Genomic DNA, 18412 nt, shown 5'->3' on the forward strand with positions numbered 1-18412 from the left:
GCCCCGCCGGCCCGATCAGCGCGATCCGGCCATCCCCCGATTGCGGGTGACGCCTGGACCGGTGGTCAAAGGCTCGTCCAGGCCGGCGAGGCGCAGGGCCGCGGTCAGCTGGTCCACGCCGGCCTCGATGCGCCGCTCGGTCAACGCCGAGTATCCGAAGATCAGGCCCGGCCGGCCGGGGCTGCGCCGATACGCCCCCACCGTGCCGATCCGGACGCCCGCCGCGCCCGCGGCGCTGACGATCGCGTTCTCGTCGGCACCGTCGGGGATCCACGTCACGCCGACGCCACGCAGGTGCCCTTCGTCGTCGGCTTCGGAGACCTGGAACCGATGGCGAGGGTGGTCCTCCATCCCGGCGAGGACGAACGCGTCACGATCATCCTCACCGAAGTTCCGGAGGGCACCGAGCTCACGTACCTGTACGAAGGACCGGCGGTGGGACCGGCTGACGTCGCTGCCGCGGAGGCAATGCTGGACCGCATGGCGGAACACACGTGACGCGCGGTGTCCTCGTGGACGTCGTTGATCGCACGGCCCGGACACGCTCGGTCGTCCCCGGCCGTGGCCGGGGACGACCGGCGGCGCGTGGGTCAGGTCACCAGCACGATGATGGTGAGGATCGGGACTCGGAGTCCATCGATGAGAATCTCCCCGCGGATCACCAGCAGCCGCTTGCCCGGCACCTTCATCCGGGCGACGACGTCGCCCATCGTCGTATCGGGCTTCGGGTCGGTGACGGTGCCGACGATGCGTGCGTCCTGGGTGCCCTTGCCGGCCATCACCGCGTCGATCTGGTCCGCGGTCAGCGCGGCCGAGCGGCTCTGGACCGCCACGACCTGGTTCACCGCCCCCAGTTTGGCCGGCGTGGCCAGGCTGGTCAGCAGCCGGACATCGTTGACGGTCACCTTGGCTGCCTGGTCGAGCCCCATCACCTGCTCGTAGCCGGCCTTGGTGCCGACCGGGTAGGGGTCGGCCCCGCTGACCTGGGGCTGCACGACGGTGACGAGATAGTCGAGGATCTTCGGGTCGATGGTCCGCGCCGCCGGCCACCACCAGCAGTCGCCCTGGCTGCAGTACACCTCGCCACCGTCGGCCATGTGACAGCCGTACCCAGCGCCGGTCTCGTAGTACGTGCCGCCGTGCAGGGCACACTGGAACGCCAGGAGTTCCTTGCCGAAGAAGATCGTGTGATACGGGCTCCCGTCGGCGGCGAACGCCGCCGGGGCCTGACCCGCGCCGATCAGGCCGACCGCGCAGAGCACGACCAGGGCCAGCCTGCGGCCCAGCCGTCGAGCGACTTTCATGGCTACCTCCCGAGAACGGGGATGGAACCGGACGGCTCCATCGACCAGGTTGATGGTCTGGCGGCCACAGGGCACGGGTCTGTCAACTTTGCGGCTGTCGCTGTGCCAGGGCGGTCACGGAGCAGGGGCGACCGCCGTACGCCGGCGTCGACGCCGAATGCAGGCGGCCGCCAAGGATGCCTGCGGTGATCCGGCACTATCCTGACGGGGTGACGCGCGAGCCCGAGGTAACCGACGCGACGGAGTTGTGTCTGCCGGACGGCCGGCTGAATCCCGCTGCGGTCGGCTGGACCCGGCGGCCGTTGCACACCGCCAACCTGCGCGGCTGGGGCCGGACGAAGCGGTGGGAGTACTGGGGCATCGTCACGTCGCGGCACATTGTCGGTCTGGTCGTCTCGTCGCTGGACTACGCCGGTGTCCACAGCGTGTACGTGCTCGACCGGTCGAACGGCGTCGAAACGAACACCGACGCGGTGGTGCCGCTGGCTCGCGGAGCGGTGCTGCCGCCGCGCAGTGGCGAAGGCGAGGCACACGTCCGCAGCGGCGGGCTGGAGATCCGCATCACGCAGCGCCCGGACGGGACCGCCATCTTCGCTCGGGCACCCGGGGTGCTGCTGGACGTCGACGTGCCGCTGCCGGCCGGGCACGAGTCGCTGGGCGTGGTCGTTCCGTGGAGTGACACGAGATTCCAGTACACGGTCAAGGACGTCGGTCGCCCGGCCCACGGCCGGCTCGAGGTGCACGGCAAGGCGCACGAGATCGGCGGGCCGGAAGCCTTCGCAGTGCTGGACCACGGCCGCGGCAGGTGGCCGTATGCGATCACGTGGAACTGGGCTGCCGGAGCCGCGCCCGGCCGGGCGGTCCAGTTGGGCGGCAAGTGGACGGACGGCACCGGGGTCACCGAGAACGGTCTGTTCGTCGACGGTCGCCTGCACAAGATCGGCGAAGAGCTGCAGTGGCGCTACGACCGGTCGAACTGGCTGCGTCCGTGGCGGATCAGCGGTGCGCGTGTCGACGTCGAGTTCCGGCCGTTTCACGAGAAGGTCGCCCGCACCAACCTTCTGGTCGTGGCGAACGAGACGCACCAGTGCTTCGGGCACTTCTCCGGCTGGGCGGAGGCCGACGACGGCACGAAGGTTGAGCTGGACGGTCTCGTCGGCTGGGCCGAGGAAGCCCGGAACCGCTGGTGACGGTCGGTCAGAGCCGCAGTCGCAGGTTCACCTCGCGGACCTGGTCCGCCGGGAGCTTGAGCAGTCGGCGGTCGTACGTGAGCAGGCCGTTGACCTCGTCCTCGACGTCGGACAGTTGGGTGTAGACGGTCGCGCTCAGCCCGCGCCCGATCGCCGGCGCGATCTGCTCGGCGTGCAGCCGCCGGAATGCCTCGCCCAGCGACGCGGCATCGGTGCAGCGGCGGTACCCGAACTGGCGGTCGGTCGTGGTGTGCCCGTCGACGGCCAGGCCGTAGCCGCCGTACTCGGACAGCACCAGCACACGACGGTCACCGCCGCGACGCGGCACCCGGAACCGCCGGAAGTAGACGTGGAGGCTACGCAGGTCGCCGCCGCCCTGGTCGTGCCAGCCGCTGGCGTGGTCGACGCTGCGGGTCGGGTCCAGCGCCGCGACCTCGGCGGCGATCGCGGCGGCTTCGAACTGGCCCCAGCCCTCGTTGAACGGCACCCACACCGCGATGCTGACGACGTTGCGCAGGTGCTCGACGGTGTCGTGCAGCTCGGCGCGGAACTGCTCACGCCCGGCCGCGTCGCCTCGGGAGAACCAGTGACGGCGGCGGTCGCTGAGCCGCAGCGGGGTGACCGCGGGGGCGGTGACGACGAGCGGCCGGTAGCGGCCACCGCCGTTGACCATGTCCTGCCACACCAGGATGCCCAGGCGGTCGCAGTGGTAGTACCACCGGGCCGGTTCGATCTTGATGTGTTTGCGCAGCATGGTGAAGCCGAGCTGCCGCATCGTCGCGATGTCGTGCACCATCGCGTCGTCGGACGGGGGTGTGTACCAGCCGTCGGACCAGTAGCCCTGGTCGAGAACGCCGGCGTGGAAGTACGGCGCGCCGTTGAGCAGCAGCCGGGGCGTGCCGTCCGGGCCGGGGCCGACACCGAACGATCGCATGCCGAAATAGCCGCGGACCCGGTCCTCGCCGAGCTCGACGGTCACGTCGTACAGGTACGGGTCCTCCGGGCTCCACGTCCGCACCTGCGGGATCGGCACCCGGACCGGCTGCCCGGCGGGCACCGGCGCGGTGGCGACGACGTCGTCACCGGCGATGATCGACACGGCCGCGTCCGGTGCGTCAGGGTCGGTGTGGACGGTCACCTCGACGCAGCGCTCCGCCAGCAGCGGGGTCAGTGTGAGCCGCCGGACGTGGACCGCGGGCACGCACTCGACCCACACCGTCTGCCAGATCCCGGACTGCGGGCTGTACCAGATGCCGCCCCGGTCCAGCCGCTGCTTGCCCCGTGAGTGGTGACCGCTGTCGGTGCCATCGCGGACCGCGACGACGACGATGTTGTCGCCGTCGTGCAGCGTCGGCGTGATGTCGCAGTGGAACGGCAGGTAGCCACCGGTGTGCCCGCCCACCGGCGTGCCGTTGACGAACACCTCGCAGGTCTGGTCGACGGCCCCGAAGTGCAGCAGCACCCGCGACGACGGGTCGGGCCGGAACCCGGCCGGTAGCCGCAGCGACCGCCGGTACCACAGCAGCTGATCCGGCCGGAGCTGTCGCCCGACGCCGGACAGCGGCGTCTCGGGCGAGAACGGCACGACGATCTCCCCGTCGTACGAGTCCGGCTCCCCGCGGGCTCCGGTGATCGCATACTGCCAGCGGCCGTTGAGGTTCAGGTAGCTGTCGCGGACCAACTGCGGGCGCGGATACTCCGGCAGCGGGCGGTCGGGGTCGAGCGCCTCGCCCCACGGTGTCAGCAACGGCCGGGTCATGCCCGCACCCCGGCGTGGTCCTGCCGGCGCCGCAGCGCCAGCACCGGGACGACGATGAGGGCCAGCACCGCCAGCGCGGCGAGGAAGATGCCGGGGGTCGGCACCTGCTTGACGACACCGAGGTCGGTGTAGGTCTCGCCGGCGCCGGCGATGACCGCCGCACCGAGGTACGGCCCGACCACCATCGGTACCAGGATCGCGAAGATCATCCGCAAGCCCTGGACGTGCCCGGCCCGCTCCGGCGGCGAGTAGTCGCGCACCAGTGCTCCGATCGGAGCCAGCACCAACATGAACCCGGACATCATGAGCAGCCCTGCCGCGATCACCGGCCCCATCCCGCGGACCAGGTACATCGCCAGCAGGCCGGCCGCGTAGACACCGACCGCGGGAAGCAGAAACCTGATTCGGCCGACGCGGTCGATGATGCGGCCCGCGACGACACTGACGATCGACGCACCGAGCAGCACGGAGCCCAGGACGACGGCATAGCCCTCGATGTCGAGGTAGTACTGCACGTAGATGATCAGGTACGGCAGGAACACCTGCGTCGACACTCCCCAGATCGACCAGGCCGACAACGCCAGGTACAGCCCGGGATTGCCCCGAACCGTGGCCGGGCGCAGGCCGTGCATCAGCGATCGCAGTACGCTCTCGCCGTGGCGGACGGGCACCCGCTCGTCACGCACCAGGAACCACGCCAACACGCCCACCACGGCGATGATCCCGCCGACGATCAGGAAGAACGTCCGCCACTGCCCGGAGCGGGTCAGGCCGTCGAACGCGCCGAAGACGACCAGCATCGCCAGCAACGGCATCGCCGCCAGCACCGACTCCACCCGCCCCCGGTTGGCCGGCCGGGTCACATCCGTCACCCACGCCTGGAACGCGGCGTCGTTGGCACCTGCGCCGAGGAACGACATCACACAGTCCAGGGCTATCACCGCGATCACCGCCACCAGCACGGCGCTCGACGCCGATGTCAGCGCGCCGGCGCCCTCCACCGTGAGCAGACCGAACGCCGCGGTGGTGACACCCCACGCGAGATACCCCACGGCGATGAAGGCGCGACGCCGACCGGCCCGGTCGGACAGAACACCCAGCAGCAGCGTGGCCACGGTGGCAGCCAACGCGCTCGCCGCCACCATCGTGGCGATGGCCGACGCATCGTCGGTGATCGTGTCGTAGACGAACAGGTTGAGGTACATGTTCTCGACCGTCCAGGCCAACTGCCCGACGAACCCGAGCAGCACCAGCGACACCCACGTCCGCCCACCGAGCGCACCGCGGATCGCGCCGTCGGCCGAGGTCACGGGCGCGCCGACGATCGGCCTCGACATGCGACCTCCTGCAAGCCCTGAACCCAACGGCCGGAAACGTGAGGGCGATTCTACATTTGGCCGTTCGGTGATCCTGGCCGGTCCGGCAGGCATTGCCGAGCGCGGTGGCTGGAACCCACTGCGCCGGTCCGGGTATTCGCGCGGGCAGGTGTTCGCGCGGCTCAGGGCAGCGCGGTGAAGGCGTCGCCGAAGTGCGAGGTCGCCAGCGCAGCCGCGGGCCACTCGGCGAGGTTGCGCAGCTGGGCGGTCCGCGATTCGCGTGCCGCCTGCGGGTCCATCTCCATGCTGTACGCGAGCTCGGGCGCGAGGAGCTGCACCGGGTGCACCAGCAGATCGCCGGTGACCAGGATTGCCTCGTCAGCGGCGGCGATCAGGACTGACTGGTGCCCCGGGGTGTGGCCCGGAGTGGCCAGGACCGTGAGCCCGGTCGCCAGCGGCGTGACGCCGTCCAGCAGACGCAGTTGCTGCGCCGCCCGCAGGGGGTCGAGCAGACGCTCGCGCAGCTCCGGGTTGATCGACATGACCGCCTCGTCCTCGGCGCGCTGCAGCAGGTACGAGGCGTTGCGGAAGTACGGTGTGCCGGCAGCCGCCACTGCCCAGCCGATGTGATCGGTGTGCAGGTGGGTGAGCACCACCGTGTCGACGTCGTCGGGTGCGATTCCGATCGCGGCAAGCTCCTCGGGGAGCCGGCCGGGTACGGGTGCCCAGCCGGCGGCGGGAGAGTCCGCCGGCCCGATCCCGGTGTCCACGAGCACCACCCGGCCGGCCGCGCGTACCGCGAAACAGCGGAAGCGCAGCAGCCACCGGCCGTCGGCGGTCGTCGCGCCCGGATCGAACGCATCGGCGTGGTGCCACTGCTGTGGGGTGGCGCCGGGGAAGACCGTTTCCCGGGGCTTGAAGAATGGCCCGATCCCGTCCTCCAAGGCGATGACCTCGACCGACCCGATGGTACGGATGACTGGCATGGCCAGCAGTGTACGGACCGGCGAGCGGGCACGAGTTGTGTTCGCGCATGACCTTGGCGACAGCCGCCTGAACGGGGGCCGGCCGCCGAGCGCACAGCGTGTGCGGGCTACTGCGGGAATGGTTGTGCCACATGGCACGGATGGTTCGGAGCCTTCGGCGCAGCGGCAGCCTGCCGCCGGCGGCACGATGGCCGGCATGGGTGAGTACCGGGAGATCGTGTCCGACATCCTCGCGACCGCCGGCGGAGGACAGGCGTGGATCGAGATGAACCTCGCCGGGTACCTCACCGAGCGGTGCACCGGATGCGGCATCGACGAGGAGGCCGAGTCGTTGGCGCAGGCTCTGGCGTGGCTGACCGAGCACGCGGCGGCGTGCACCGCCGGCAGCTAGGCTGCCGCCTCTCGCTGCCGATCGCCGGGTGACGACGCCGCCGAGCGAGTGTGCCGCCCCTTGCATGTTGCCGACATCGTGTCGCTAAGATACCAACGCTGCGTCGGTAACTGTGCGACGGACGTCGACGATCGTTGGAGCTCGGATGCAACGCAAGGCTTTGCTGGTCGTGTACCTGGCGCTGTTCGTGGACATGCTGGGCTTCGGCGTGATCCTGCCGTTGCTGCCGTTCCGGATCGAGCAGCTCGGCGGCACCGGAGCGTGGGTCGGCGCGGTACTGACCGCCTACGCGCTCGCCCAGTTCGTGATGGCGCCGGTGCTCGGTGCGATGTCGGACCGCTACGGCCGCCGGCCGCTCCTGCTGGCCAGCCTGGCCGGTTCGGCGGTCTCACTCGCACTGGTCGGGTTCGCCGATTCGCTGGTCATGCTGCTCGCCGCCCGCGTGGTGGCCGGCCTGTGCGGCGGCGCGATCGCGGTCGGCCAGGCGTACGCGGTCGACCTGAGCGATCCGGAACATCGGACCCGCGCGCTGGGCATGGTCGGCGCATCGATCGGCATGGGCTTCGTGATCGGCCCCGCGATCGGGGCGGCATTGGCCGGGCTGGGCTTCACCGGGGTCAGCCTGGCCGCCGCCGGCATCGCCCTGATCAACCTGCTCGCCGGCATGGTCCTCCTGCCGCGCCGGCCGGGACCGAACGACGCGGTACCGCCGCGGCGGACGCCTGGCGCCCATACCGCCCTCGCGCACGCGATCCGGCTCCCCACGCTACGGCCGGTGGTCGCCGCGGTCTTCGTATCCATGTGCGCGTTCGCTGCCATGGAGGCGACATATGCGCTGCTCGGCGCGCGCCGGTACGGGCTGGGCCCGGCCGGGCTCGGTCTGGTCTTCACCGGAGTCGGCGTGGTGATGGCGGTCGTGCAGGGCGGCGTGGCGGGCCGGGCAGCGGACCGGTTCGGCAACCGGCGGGTCGCGGTGGCGGGGGCGGCGCTGCTCGGTGCGGGCCTGGCGGTGCTGCCGTTCACGCCGCCCTGGCTGGGCTATCCCGCCCTGGCCCTCGTCGCCGCCGGCCAGGGCCTGCTCGGCACGACCGCGGCCGCGCTCATCGCCGATGCGGGCGGCCGGGCACTGGGCGGGATGCTCGGCGTCGGGCAGGCGGCCGCCGCGGCGGCTCGGGCACTCGGACCGATCGCCGCCGGTGTTGCCTTCGACCTGCGGCCGGGACTGCCGTACTACCTCGGCGCCGCCCTCTGCGGCCTGGCTGCCGTGCTGCTGCTGCGGTCCGGCCGCGCCCATGCGCGTGCCACCACCATCGAGACGGGACAACCGGCATGATGACCACGCTCGGCCGCCTGGTCGCCCGGTCGCGGACCCGGGCCTTGGTCGTCGTGGGGCTGTGGCTCGTGCTCGCCGCGGTCGTGCCGCGACTGACCCCGACCGTGGACGAGGTGAAGCAGGCGGGCGGCAGCAACTCGCCGGTGCCCGGCACCCAGTCCGCCGAGGCGCGCGACCTGCTGCTGGCGAAGTTCCCGGACCAGGAGGGCATACCGGCGATCATCGTGCTGCGCCACCCCGGCGGCCTGACCGCGGCGGACGAGGCGGAGGTCACCCGGATCGGCGACGCGCTCAGCGGTCCACGCGCGCCGCGCGGCGTCGACGGCGTGGTGAGCACCGCCACCATGCCCCAGGCCCGGGACCAACTGCGTTCACCGGACGGCACCACGTCGATCATGCTGGTACCGATCAAAGGCCTGGCGGGCAACGACGAGCGTTTCGCCGACACCGTCCGGCACATCCGTGAGGTGGCCGGCACCGGCACCGGCGGCACCGAGATCCGGGTCACCGGGCCCGCCGCGATCGCCACCGACGCGGTGGAGGTGTTCCGCAACGCCGACTTCGTCCTGCTCGGCTTCACCGTGCTGCTCGTGCTGGTGCTCCTGCTGCTCATCTACCGGGCGCCGCTGCTCGCCCTGATCCCGCTGATCGGTGTCGGCGTCGCGATGCAACTGACGAACGCGGCGGGCGCTGTGCTGGCGAAGGCCGGTGCCATCTCCATCGACTCGTCCGCCGCGTCGATCATGACCGTCCTGCTCTTCGGCGCCGGCACCGACTACGCGCTGTTCGTGCTGATGCGCTTCCGCGAGGAGTTGGGGGCCGCCCAGGACCGGTACGCGGCCATGCGCGGAGCGCTGACGAAGGTCGGCCGGTCGGTGCTGTCCAGCGGCTTCACCGTGGTACTCGCGCTGCTCACCACGCTGCTCGCGGTCGTGCCGGGCACCCGCGAGTTCGGCCCGTTCCTCGCGCTCGGCGTGGTGTTCGTCCTGCTCGTCAGCCTCACCTTCGTGCCGGCCGCGGTACTGCTGGCCGGGCGGGCGGCGTTCTGGCCGATACAGCGGGTCCAGCGCGACCCGGGCGAGCGGTCGCTGTGGGGCCGGGCCGCCGCCCTGGTCGCCCGGCGGCCGGCCCGGGCCGCGGTCGCCGCCACGGCGCTGCTCGCCGTGCTCGCCACCGGCATGCTGGGCTACCGGCCCAACGCCAACCTGATCAGTGAGCTGCGTGGCGACACCGATTCGCTGCGCGGGCAGCAGATACTCGACGCCGCGTTCCCGCCCGGCCAGCTGGCACCGACGACCGTGCTCGTGCAGGCGCCCGACCCGGTCGGCGCCGCCGCGCAGGTCGGCGCCGCGATCCTCGGCGTCGCCGGGGTCAGCAAGGTGAGCACCCCGGTCGCCGCCGCGGACGGCACGGTGGCGCGGCTGCAGGTGATCTACGGCGACGACCCGTACGGCACGCCGGCCCTCGACCGTACGCAACGCCTCCGCGACGTGGCGGCTCGGGCGCTGCCCGGCGGGCGGGTACTTGTCGGCGGGGAGAGCGCCAACGCGCTCGACAACCGGCGCGGCGACGTGCGTGACTTCGCCATGATCGCGATCGCCATGGCGGTGCTGATCTTCGCGGTGCTGGCCCTGTTGCTCCGCGCGCTGGTGGCGCCGCTGGTACTGCTGGCCACCACCGCACTGTCGCTGCTGGCGGCGGTCGGCGCCACGGTGCTGACCTGGGTGGTGCTGGGCGGCCAGGCCGGGACGAACAGCCGCGTGCTGTTCTACTCGCTGATCTTCCTGGTCGCGCTCGGCGTCGACTACAACATCCTGCTGGCGGCGAGAATCCGCGAGGAGTCGGCCGCACGCGGATTCACCGAGGGCATCCGGGCCGCGCTGACCCGCACCGGCGGTGTGATCACCTCGGCCGGGCTGATCCTCGCCGGCACGTTCGCCGTGCTGACGAGCCAGCCGCTGAACTCGCTGCTGCAGTTCGGCTTCGCCATGGCGGTGGGCATCCTGCTCGACACGTTGCTCATCCGCGGCCTGCTGGTGCCCGCGCTCTTTCACCTCATCGGGCCCCGCATCTGGTGGCCGGGGCGATCGGCGCACCAGCGCACACCGGGGAAGGTCGCGGAGGCCTCGATAGCATAGGAGCCATGCCGAGGATCAACGCGGCGACGGTCGCCGAGCACCGCGCCCAGCAGCGCCGCGCGTTGCTGGGCGCGGCTCGGGACGTGCTTGTCGAGGAGGGCTACGCCGCGCTGAGTTTCGCCGCCCTCGCCAGCCGCACCGGGCTGGCCCGCCCTACCGTGTACTCGTACTTCACGACCAAGGACGACATCGTCCTCGCGCTGTGCGAGGCTGAGCTGCCCCTGGTCGCGGTGGACATCGCCCGTGCGGTCGAGCGCGCGGAGGGGCCCCGCGAACAGCTCGCCGCGTTCGTCCGGGCCCAGCTGCGCGCTGCCCAGCAGCGCCGATACCGCATCGCTCACGCGCTGGCCAGCGCCCCGCTCTCGGAGTCGACCCGCCAGCGCATCGTCGCCATGCACCACGAGCTCGTGCCGAGCGCCGTGCCGCTGCTCGACGCGCTTGGCCACCCCCACCCGGATCTCGCCGCGGCGCTCCTCCAGGGGCTGATCAACACCGCGGTGACCGCGATGGACGCCGGCGAACCACCCCGGCGGGTCACGCAGGTCACCGTCGCGGCGGCCTTGGACGGCCTCGGCACCGTTCACTAGGCCGCCGCCACCGTACCGAAATCGCCGTCCTGGCCTGGAGCACCGGATCGTCGAACCGCAACGGATTGTCGGCCTGGTGCACGGCTCATGACATCGGGGCTGAATGCTGTGCCCACGTCGGCATCCACGTTGTCTCGCCGGGCGTGTCCACTCGTCTGGAGCCGAGGTGGTCGCGAAGGCTGCGGAGCGCGGGATGCGGGTTGTCGTCGCGCCAGATCAATGAGATCGGGTAGACCGGTGCCGGGTTGCGCACCGGTATGCGCCGCAGGTCGTAGCTGTCCGGCCACAGGTATCGCGTGCGTTCGCCGGCCAGCGTCGCCAGTTGCGCGGAGTCGGCGATCTCGGCCAGCAGCGCCTCGTTGCCGAATACCGGCCCGACCCCGTCGATGGTGAGGCCGAACGCGGCGGCGAGTTCGTCGTAGTAGGCGGCCCACTCGGTGCCCGCGGCCATGCCGGGCATCCAGATGCGGTGTTCGGCGAGTTGCGCCGGGGTGACGACGCGGGCGTTGGCGAGCGCATGGCGTGGGCCGACGAGGATCTCGTGGTGTTCGTCGATCACGCGGCCGGTCCTGATCGCGCCCGGCAGTTGGCGTGCGGGGACGGTGACGGCGTGGAAGGTGGCGTCGATCGTCCCCGCCTCGACGGCGGCCGTCGCGGCGTGGACGTCGGCGTCGAGGGTCACGACATCCAGCTCGATCCGCGGATGCGCACGGTGGAAGTCCTGCAGCAGCACCGCCGGTGCGATCCGCCGGCTGTGGACGTCGACGCGGAGGGCGCGCCGGCCGGGACGCACGGAAGCGTCGGCGCGCGCTTCCACCCGGAGCAGTTCCCGGGCGTGGGGCAGGAACGCCTGGCCGTCGATCGTGAGTTGGGCGCCGCGCGCCGTGCGGGTGAACAGCCGTGCCTGCACGTCCTTCTCCAGCGCGGCGATGCGCTTGGACACGGCCTGCTGAGTGATCGACAGCGCGGCCGCGGCGTCCTGGAACTGGCCGGCATCCGCGACGGCGACGAAGGTACGAACGGCGTCGAGATCCACGTACCGGACCCTACTCTCACAACATTTGGTTGTGGCTCGCCGCCGGTGCGGTTGTTTGATCCGCCCTTTCCCGCCTTGCTCTGATCACAGCGGTCAACGACGCGTTGTTCGAAGGGGGAGGTGTGGGGCTTGGCGGCGAGACGATCCCTGGGCCGGCAGTTCGGATGGCTGTGGGCGGCGTACGCGGTCAGCGCCTACGGCTCCGGGCTGGGATTCGGTGCCCTGCCGCTGATCGCAGTGCTGGTGCTGCACGCCACCCCCGCTCAGGTGTCCGCGCTCGCCGCGGCGGGGCCGGCGGTGGGCGCACTCGTCGCGTTGCCGCTCGGGCCGTTCGTGGAGTTCCACCGCAAGCGGCCGGTGATGATCGCGATGGACCTGGCCCGGTTCGCGGTCATCCTGACCATCCCCATCGCCTACGCCTTCGGCCGGCTCACCTTCGTCCAGCTGCTCGTCGTCTCGGCCGTGGTCGCCGCTGCCAAGATCGCGTTCAACGCCGCCGGCGGCGCCTACCTCAAGGCCACCGTCCGTCCCGATGACCTGCTCGTGGCCAACGCGCGGTTCGAGTCGACGACGTGGAGCTCCGTCGCGGTCGGGCCGCCGCTGGGCGGCGCGGCGGTCGGCCTGTTCGGGCCGGTCGCCCCCATCGTGGCCGACGGGCTCAGCTACCTGCTCTCCGCGCTCGGCATCACCGCGATCCGCGGCCGCGAAGCACACCCGCAGCGCGCCGGCAGGCCCCGGGTCAGGGCCGGCGAGCTGCTCGACGGCTGGCGACACCTCCTGACCCATCCCGGCCTGCGGGCGCTCTACCTCAACCAACTACTCGTCAGCGGACTCATCATGGCCACCGAGCCGCTGCTGGCCGTGCTGCTGCTCAGCGAACTGGACTTCCCACCCTGGCAGTACGGCCTCGCCTTCGCCGCGCCCTGCGTCGGCGGACTCATCGGCTCACGCCTGGCCCGCCGCGTCGTGGCCCGGTACGGCCAGCACCGCGTCCTGCGTACCGTCGGCACGCTGCGCGCGATCTGGCTGATCGGCCTCGCCTTCGTCCAGCCCGGCATCGCCGGCCTCGCGACCGTGATCGCGGTCGAACTCGCGATCATCATCGGCATGAGCCTGTACAACCCGGTGCTCGCGACCTATCGGCTGGAACACACCACCGAAGACCGCATCGCCCGTACCCTGTCGGCCTGGTCGATCAGCAGCAGCGCGGCCATCGCCATCCTCGGCGCGCTCGGCGGACTGCTCGCCGAAGCCACGAGCCCACGCACGGCCATCACCGTCGCGGGACTGTTCATCCTCGCCAGCCCGCTGCTGCTGCCCCGCCGCCGGGGTCCCGAAGCCGTGCCAGGCCGTGCGCTCGAGCCGCGGTTGCGGGCCAGGTAGCCGACGAGGTCCGCTTATTTAAGACTTGACTTAATTAAGTCGATACTGACATAGTTCCCGGGTGCACGCGTTCGACATCCTCGGCGACCCGGTGCGGCGCCGAATACTGGAGCTGCTCGCCGACGGCGAGCAGGCCGCCGGGGCCGTCAGCGAGGTCGTCCAGGCCGAGTTCGGCATCTCGCCACCCGCGGTGTCACAGCACCTGCGAGTGCTGCGGGAGTCGGGTTTCGTCACCGTCCGTCCGGACGGCACGCGGCGTCTCTACGCGGTGGAGGCGGCACCTCTGCAGGAGATCGACATCTGGCTGGAGCGGTTCCGGCAGTTCTGGAGCCAGCGCCTGGACGCCTTGGCCACCGAACTCGTCCGTGGCAGACGCGAACGCCGCGAACAGCCCGACAACGATGCAAGCACTGCCGGGACACCGGCTCGTTATCAGGGGACCGAGTCCGTCAGCGAGGAGGACACGTGATCGACATCGTCAACCAGATCAACGCCACCCAACGAGAGATAGGCGATCAGGCTGTTGCCACCGGTGCGGGGCGGTCGGTGTTGCTGCGCCGGGTCTACGACGCCCCGATCGAGGACGTCTGATGACCCACGACGTCACCGGCGCCGCCGGCGCACCGCCCGCGGCGGCCACCGGGTCGGCGAGAACGCTGCTGGCCTGCGGCGTTGTCGCCGGGCCGCTCTACATCGTCGTGGTCGTCTCGCAGATGCTCGCCAGGGAGGGATTCGACATCAGCCGGCACCCGGCCAGCATGCTGAGCAACGGCGACCAGGGATGGATCCAGATCGCGAACTTCGTGGTCAGCGGCCTGCTGTTCGTGGCGGGTGCGATCGGGCTGCACCGGGTCCTCGGCCCGGCGGCGGGTCCGGGAGCTACGTGGGGACCACGGTTGATCGGTGTCTTCGGCGCCGGCATGCTGGGCGCGGCCGCGTTCTCCGCCGACCCCGCCGACGGCTTCCCGCCGGGCACCCCGAAGGGCACTCCCACCACGATGAGCTGGCACGCGGCGGTGCACCTCCTGGTCGCCGGCATCGCCTTCCTCGCGCTCATCGCCGCGTGTTTCGTCTTCGCCCGGCGGTTCGCCGCGGCCGGCCGTGCCGGTTGGGCGGCCTTCAGCGGCGTGACCGGCGCGGCGTTCCTCGCCACCTGGAGCCTGCTCTTCACCCTGCAGGGCTCGCGCCCCGCCAACGTCGCCTTCGCCCTGGCGATCGCGCTCGCCCTGGCATGGGCGGCGCTGCTCGCCGCGCACCATCGCCCCCAACGGGCAGCGTGAAACCGAGCGAAACCACCGGCGCGAGCGGGTCTCTACAGTGGAGGATGGATGCCGTATGCGGGTCCTCGCGGTCCTGAGCGCGTCGCTGCTGGTGGGTGCCCTGGCAGCCTGCGGCTCATCGGACGACGATGGCGCACCGGGAGCCGACGCCGGTAGCGGATCGACGGCCGCCGACGGTCCGGGTGCCGGGTTCCGGGACCGGAACCTGCTGGTCACGGCCGTCTGCTCGGCCGGCGCGAACGGTGGCTGGCTGGTGTCGGTGGACGGCTGGGACCCGAAGACCTGGAAGCACGAGTCGACGGCGGAGTTCCCGGTTCCGGCCGGTGTTCTGGCCACCGAGCAGCAGGCCGACGCCAGCCCGAAGGTCCGCTCGGGTCTGGTCGCACTGTGTACGTCCGACCCGGGGGGACCGCTGAGCCGGAGCACGCGAGACGGTGAGGACCGCGCGGCGTCCGTGCGGCTGGTCCGGTCGCTGTTCGACCGGAACTTCACCAAGATGGCCGTGGTCATCCGGGACGGGAACAGCGGCGCCAGCCACGTCGGCTACGTCGACCGGAGCGGTAAGCTCACCGACCTCACCGCGACTGACACCGGCTTCGGTTCCACGCCCAGGGAGCAGCGCGCGGTCCTCAGCCCGGACGGGGCGGACGTCTGGTTCAGCTACCGCGCGGACGGCACGTGGAAGGTCGGCAGCCGGTCGACGGGCGCCGACCACCAGCTGACGCAACGGAGCACCGGCGAGGTGCCCGACCTTCCGCTGTTCCTGGCCGGCGACCCGGTCCACGCCCTGGTCGCGTACAACGTCGTGGTCTCACCCGACGGGAGGCGCTACAGCGGCTGGGCGCCGGCGGACAACAACGAAGACGACGTGTTCGCGGTGCCGTCCGGCACCGCGGCGCTCACGGACGCCACCCCGAAGGTCGCGGACAACGGCTGCGCTGGGGCCGTGGGCTGGCTCGACGACAACACCCTGCTGTGCCCGGTCGGCCTCGACGGGAACCTGGCGGCGGTCGCCGTCGACGGCCCGAAGAACACGGCGAGGCAACCCATCCTCCCCGACAACAACCGGAGCAACATCGGCATGGTGATCTCCCCGGACGGCGGGCAGGTCGTGTTCCTCAGCGCGGCCGGGACCGAACGCGAATACTGGATCACCGCGACCAGGCCGGGCGCCACGCCGAACAAGGTGGCACGGACCGGCGAGTTCTCCGTCGTGGGGGACGCCGCTGTCTTCGTCGAATGGCGCTGACCCGCGTGCCGCGACGCTGTTCGGGCCCGGCGCGCAGGGACCGAAGGGCGGTCACCCGGGCGCCGAGCGCGGTGGGTGCGTCCGATGTGGACGCACCCACCGCCGGCGCCGGACGGGTCAGGCGCCTCGCACCCAGTCCAGGGCGAACCGGGTGAAGACGATGCCGCCGGAGTTGCCGATCTCGTACAGGTCGGCGACCTGGCCGTTGGCCAGTACGGCCATCGTGGAGTAGCCGGCGGCGCCCGGCTTGAGCAGTGCGCGGGCCGGCCAGCTGGCCCCGTTGTCGGTGGACAGCCGCACGGTGAGGTTGTTGCGGCTGCTCGAGCTGGCATTGTTGCTGAACAGGACGGTGCCGGTCCGCGTCGGAGCACCGTTCGTCCCGACGTCGGCGGGACGCAGGTAGCTCATCTCGTCGGCGTTGCAGCCGGGGTCGGGCAGCAGGCTGCTCGCGGTCGCGGCGCCGAACGTGGCGCCGCCGTCGGTGGACGTCGAGTAGTAGCGGCTCCGGACGGAGTCGTGGCGCATGTTCTGCACCACGGCGCCGCTGCTGCGCTCGACCGCCTTGCTCTCGTTGATGTTCGCGCCGGCGGATCCGCCGCGCCGCCAGGTCACGCCGTGGTCGTCGCTGTACACGTTGCCGGCGTTGCTGACGCCGTTGGCGTCACGGTACGAGATCGGCTGGACCAGGCGGCCGGAGCTGGTCTGGATGCCGTGGCCGGAGGAGAAGAACACCTGCTTCCATGCCGGGTCCTTCACCTGCGGGTTGAGCTCGACCGGCGCGCTCCACGTCGCTCCGTGGTCGGTGCTCTTGATGTACTGCAGGTGCAGGCTGTTCGGGTCGTCGGCGGTGTTGGTGCCGGAGCCGGCCGCCCAGTAGCTGATGCCGGCCCGTGGGGAGTACGTGTAGAAGCAGTACACGACGCCGGTGCTGCGGTCGACGAGCACGCTCGGATCGCCGACGCCCGCGCCGAGCGACGGCGCGTGGTGAATGATGCGAGGCTGCTCGAAGGTGAGCCCTCCGTTCGTGCTGCGCATCATGGCGATCTGGATGTTGTTGTCTCCGCCGCCGAGGTCGTAGCTGCCGTTCACCCGTGCGTCCGCGACGGCGATGACGGTGCCGTTGTTCGTCACGGCCATGCCGGGGATCCGCACCGACGCCACGGTGCCGTCGTAGGGACCGTTCGGCCCGTTGAGCCCGCGGATGACGCTCTGGGTCGTCAGTACTGTCACCGCGTTCATCTGCGGGGCGCCGGCACCCAGCCCGCAGGTGGCGGTGCCCTGGTTGGTCAGGTCGAACCCGGTCGCGGTGGTCCGCAACGTGTACGGCGTGCCGGACGGGACGGTCCAGTAGAGCAGGGCGTTGCCGCCCGCGGCCACGTCGGTGGTCCACGGGGATCCGGTCCGGCCGGGCCACGTGGTGGTGAACGTCTTCGCCGTGGTGGTCCGGTTCTCGAGGGCGAGCTGCAGCCTGCCTGCGGTGCAGTCCATGCTGGTCAGCGCCGACATGCCGGTGCCGCAGTGGAAGAGGCCCGCCGTGGTGGTGTCCAGCCCCGTCGGTGTGGTGGTGCGCAGGTTGTACGCCGTGCCGGGGGAGAGGGTCCAGTAGTGCAGCGACGTTCCGCCCGCCGGGACTGTGCGGATCCACGGCGAGCCGGACCGGCCCGGCCAGGTGACGGTGTAGGTCTGGGCGGCGGTGCTGTCGTTGACGAGGGTCAGCGTCAGGCGGCTGGTGGTGCAGTCGGCGCCGGCGACGGCCATGACGCCGGTGGGCGCGGCGGCCTGGGCGGGTGCGGCCGGCAGGGCGGTGGCCAGGGCGAGCGCCGCCGTCACCGCCATGGCTCGGATCAGGCATTTTCGGGGGGTCACATCGGCTCCTTCGGGGGATGCGATGACCGGCACGCCGAAATCATCGGACATGAGATGTCTGATGACCGTAGATCGATGCCCGTGGAGCGTCAAGAGATGCGCATGCCTGATCGGGCGTCCGGTGTGCGAACGCCTGATCAGGTCAGGGGTCGTGCGTGCCGGCGGCGCTCAGCGCCGGCTTGCGGCGGCGATCCGGCGGCGTACCGGCGCGTAGTGGGCCACCACGGCGGCGGCGAACGCGTCGATGTCACGGTCACGGGCGGCCTTCACCATGGCGCGGTGTGCCGCAACCGTGTCGGCCTCCTCCTCCGGGTTGGTCAGGCCGAGATGTGGCGCCACGATCGCGTAGACGTCCCAGAACGCCGCGGTGAGCTGGCTGACGAGCTGGTTGCCGAGCTGCTGCATGAGCAGGTTGTGGAACGCGCGGTCGGCTTCGATGAAGGACTCGCCGTCGGCCGAGCACCGCTCGAGCTCGCCGACGAGGTGCTCGAGGCTGGCGAGCTGCTCGGAGTCCAGCCGCTCGATGATCCGTGCGGCCATGCCTTCTTCGAACAGTTGGCGCACCTCGACGAGGTCGAGCAGGGCCCGGACGTC

General features: G+C 71.4%; 19 protein-coding genes. 11 read left to right on the top strand and 8 right to left on the bottom strand.

Features of this window, described 5'->3' with window-relative positions; translation table 11 throughout:
- Positions 1-15: 15 nt before the first annotated feature.
- The gene (locus tag IEZ31_RS28565) at positions 16-279 is read right to left on the bottom strand and encodes a hypothetical protein (protein WP_190253085.1); all 264 of its coding nucleotides are present in this window, start codon (positions 277-279) and stop codon (positions 16-18) included.
- A gap of 15 nt (positions 280-294) precedes the next feature.
- Between IEZ31_RS28565 and IEZ31_RS28570 the strand changes: the two genes are divergently transcribed.
- The gene (locus IEZ31_RS28570; protein ID WP_190253086.1) at positions 295-498 is read left to right on the top strand and encodes a hypothetical protein; all 204 of its coding nucleotides are present in this window, start codon (positions 295-297) and stop codon (positions 496-498) included.
- Between the two features lie 92 nt (positions 499-590).
- Here IEZ31_RS28570 and IEZ31_RS28575 read toward each other — a convergent pair whose 3' ends face one another.
- Positions 591-1304: a hypothetical protein gene (locus IEZ31_RS28575; RefSeq protein ID WP_190253087.1), complete on the bottom strand. Its 714-nt coding sequence runs from the start codon at positions 1302-1304 to the stop codon at positions 591-593.
- 209 nt (positions 1305-1513) lie between these two features.
- Here IEZ31_RS28575 and IEZ31_RS28580 point away from each other — a divergent pair, with 209 nt between their 5' ends.
- Positions 1514-2494 carry a DUF2804 domain-containing protein gene (locus IEZ31_RS28580; protein ID WP_190253088.1) on the top strand — a complete coding sequence of 327 codons (981 nt, stop codon included), beginning with the start codon at positions 1514-1516 and terminating at the stop codon, positions 2492-2494.
- 7 nt (positions 2495-2501) lie between these two features.
- On the opposite strand, the gene IEZ31_RS28585 is transcribed toward IEZ31_RS28580, so the two are convergent.
- The 3 genes from IEZ31_RS28585 to IEZ31_RS28595 all read right to left on the bottom strand — a co-directional run bounded on the left by IEZ31_RS28585 (position 2502) and on the right by IEZ31_RS28595 (position 6555).
- Positions 2502-4253 (bottom strand): glycoside hydrolase family 2 protein, encoded by a 1752-nt coding sequence (locus IEZ31_RS28585; protein ID WP_190253089.1) that lies wholly within the window; start codon positions 4251-4253, stop codon positions 2502-2504.
- Entirely contained in the window at positions 4250-5590 is a 1341-nt protein-coding gene (locus IEZ31_RS28590; protein WP_190253090.1) for an MFS transporter, read from the bottom strand. The genes IEZ31_RS28585 and IEZ31_RS28590 overlap by 4 nt, the downstream gene beginning before the upstream one ends.
- Before the next feature lie 161 nt (positions 5591-5751).
- Positions 5752-6555, bottom strand: coding sequence for an MBL fold metallo-hydrolase (locus IEZ31_RS28595; protein ID WP_190253091.1), 804 nt, complete (start codon positions 6553-6555; stop codon positions 5752-5754).
- Between the two features lie 196 nt (positions 6556-6751).
- Here IEZ31_RS28595 and IEZ31_RS28600 point away from each other — a divergent pair, with 196 nt between their 5' ends.
- The 4 genes from IEZ31_RS28600 (at position 6752) to IEZ31_RS28615 (ending at position 11004) form a co-directional block, all read left to right on the top strand.
- Positions 6752-6946: a hypothetical protein gene (locus IEZ31_RS28600; protein ID WP_190253092.1), complete on the top strand. Its 195-nt coding sequence runs from the start codon at positions 6752-6754 to the stop codon at positions 6944-6946.
- Between the two features lie 145 nt (positions 6947-7091).
- Positions 7092-8279 (top strand): MFS transporter, encoded by a 1188-nt coding sequence (locus IEZ31_RS28605; protein ID WP_190253093.1) that lies wholly within the window; start codon positions 7092-7094, stop codon positions 8277-8279.
- Positions 8276-10417 carry an MMPL family transporter gene (locus tag IEZ31_RS28610; protein WP_190253094.1) on the top strand — a complete coding sequence of 714 codons (2142 nt, stop codon included), beginning with the start codon at positions 8276-8278 and terminating at the stop codon, positions 10415-10417. The genes IEZ31_RS28605 and IEZ31_RS28610 overlap by 4 nt, the downstream gene beginning before the upstream one ends.
- 5 nt (positions 10418-10422) lie before the next feature.
- Positions 10423-11004 (top strand): TetR/AcrR family transcriptional regulator, encoded by a 582-nt coding sequence (locus tag IEZ31_RS28615; protein ID WP_190253095.1) that lies wholly within the window; start codon positions 10423-10425, stop codon positions 11002-11004.
- Positions 11005-11089: 85 nt separating this feature from the next.
- Here IEZ31_RS28615 and IEZ31_RS28620 read toward each other — a convergent pair whose 3' ends face one another.
- Positions 11090-12040: a LysR family transcriptional regulator gene (locus IEZ31_RS28620; RefSeq protein ID WP_190253096.1), complete on the bottom strand. Its 951-nt coding sequence runs from the start codon at positions 12038-12040 to the stop codon at positions 11090-11092.
- Positions 12041-12169: 129 nt separating this feature from the next.
- Between IEZ31_RS28620 and IEZ31_RS28625 the strand changes: the two genes are divergently transcribed.
- The 5 genes from IEZ31_RS28625 to IEZ31_RS28640 all read left to right on the top strand — a co-directional run bounded on the left by IEZ31_RS28625 (position 12170) and on the right by IEZ31_RS28640 (position 15952).
- The gene (locus IEZ31_RS28625) at positions 12170-13423 is read left to right on the top strand and encodes an MFS transporter (RefSeq protein WP_229835929.1); all 1254 of its coding nucleotides are present in this window, start codon (positions 12170-12172) and stop codon (positions 13421-13423) included.
- Positions 13424-13484: 61 nt separating this feature from the next.
- Complete coding sequence (locus tag IEZ31_RS28630) at positions 13485-13892, top strand: ArsR/SmtB family transcription factor (protein WP_190253097.1); 408 nt, start codon at positions 13485-13487, stop codon at positions 13890-13892.
- Complete coding sequence (locus tag IEZ31_RS58280) at positions 13889-14014, top strand: hypothetical protein (RefSeq protein ID WP_268241695.1); 126 nt, start codon at positions 13889-13891, stop codon at positions 14012-14014. Before IEZ31_RS28630 ends, IEZ31_RS58280 begins: the two co-directional genes overlap by 4 nt.
- A complete protein-coding gene (locus IEZ31_RS28635) occupies positions 14014-14703 on the top strand; it encodes a DUF998 domain-containing protein (protein WP_190253098.1) in 690 nt (229 codons plus the stop codon). Before IEZ31_RS58280 ends, IEZ31_RS28635 begins: the two co-directional genes overlap by 1 nt.
- 55 nt (positions 14704-14758) lie before the next feature.
- The gene (locus IEZ31_RS28640; protein WP_190253099.1) at positions 14759-15952 is read left to right on the top strand and encodes a hypothetical protein; all 1194 of its coding nucleotides are present in this window, start codon (positions 14759-14761) and stop codon (positions 15950-15952) included.
- A 117-nt stretch (positions 15953-16069) separates the two neighbouring features.
- Here IEZ31_RS28640 and IEZ31_RS28645 read toward each other — a convergent pair whose 3' ends face one another.
- Both IEZ31_RS28645 and IEZ31_RS28650 read right to left on the bottom strand, forming a co-directional pair.
- Positions 16070-17818 (bottom strand): exo-alpha-sialidase, encoded by a 1749-nt coding sequence (locus IEZ31_RS28645; RefSeq protein WP_190253100.1) that lies wholly within the window; start codon positions 17816-17818, stop codon positions 16070-16072.
- Between the two features lie 168 nt (positions 17819-17986).
- The coding region (locus tag IEZ31_RS28650; protein ID WP_190253101.1) for a FadR/GntR family transcriptional regulator at positions 17987-18412 on the bottom strand (426 nt) is incomplete at its 5' end.

Origin of the sequence: Dactylosporangium sucinum (genome assembly GCF_014647515.1) — a bacterium.
GTDB lineage: Bacteria > Actinomycetota > Actinomycetes > Mycobacteriales > Micromonosporaceae > Dactylosporangium > Dactylosporangium sucinum.

Bases quoted from the DNA above. Each gene is read 5' to 3' on its own strand.
- IEZ31_RS28615 (WP_190253095.1), top strand. From the start codon at position 10,423: ATGCCGAGGATCAACGCGGCGACGGTCGCCGAGCACCGCGCCCAGCAG.
- IEZ31_RS28575 (WP_190253087.1), bottom strand. From the start codon at position 1,304: ATGAAAGTCGCTCGACGGCTGGGCCGCAGGCTGGCCCTGGTCGTGCTC.
- IEZ31_RS28635 (WP_190253098.1), top strand. From the start codon at position 14,014: ATGACCCACGACGTCACCGGCGCCGCCGGCGCACCGCCCGCGGCGGCC.
- IEZ31_RS28595 (WP_190253091.1), bottom strand. From the start codon at position 6,555: ATGCCAGTCATCCGTACCATCGGGTCGGTCGAGGTCATCGCCTTGGAG.
- IEZ31_RS28640 (WP_190253099.1), top strand. From the start codon at position 14,759: ATGCGGGTCCTCGCGGTCCTGAGCGCGTCGCTGCTGGTGGGTGCCCTG.
- IEZ31_RS28610 (WP_190253094.1), top strand. From the start codon at position 8,276: ATGATGACCACGCTCGGCCGCCTGGTCGCCCGGTCGCGGACCCGGGCC.
- IEZ31_RS28585 (WP_190253089.1), bottom strand. From the start codon at position 4,253: ATGACCCGGCCGTTGCTGACACCGTGGGGCGAGGCGCTCGACCCCGAC.
- IEZ31_RS28605 (WP_190253093.1), top strand. From the start codon at position 7,092: ATGCAACGCAAGGCTTTGCTGGTCGTGTACCTGGCGCTGTTCGTGGAC.
- IEZ31_RS28600 (WP_190253092.1), top strand. From the start codon at position 6,752: ATGGGTGAGTACCGGGAGATCGTGTCCGACATCCTCGCGACCGCCGGC.
- IEZ31_RS28590 (WP_190253090.1), bottom strand. From the start codon at position 5,590: ATGTCGAGGCCGATCGTCGGCGCGCCCGTGACCTCGGCCGACGGCGCG.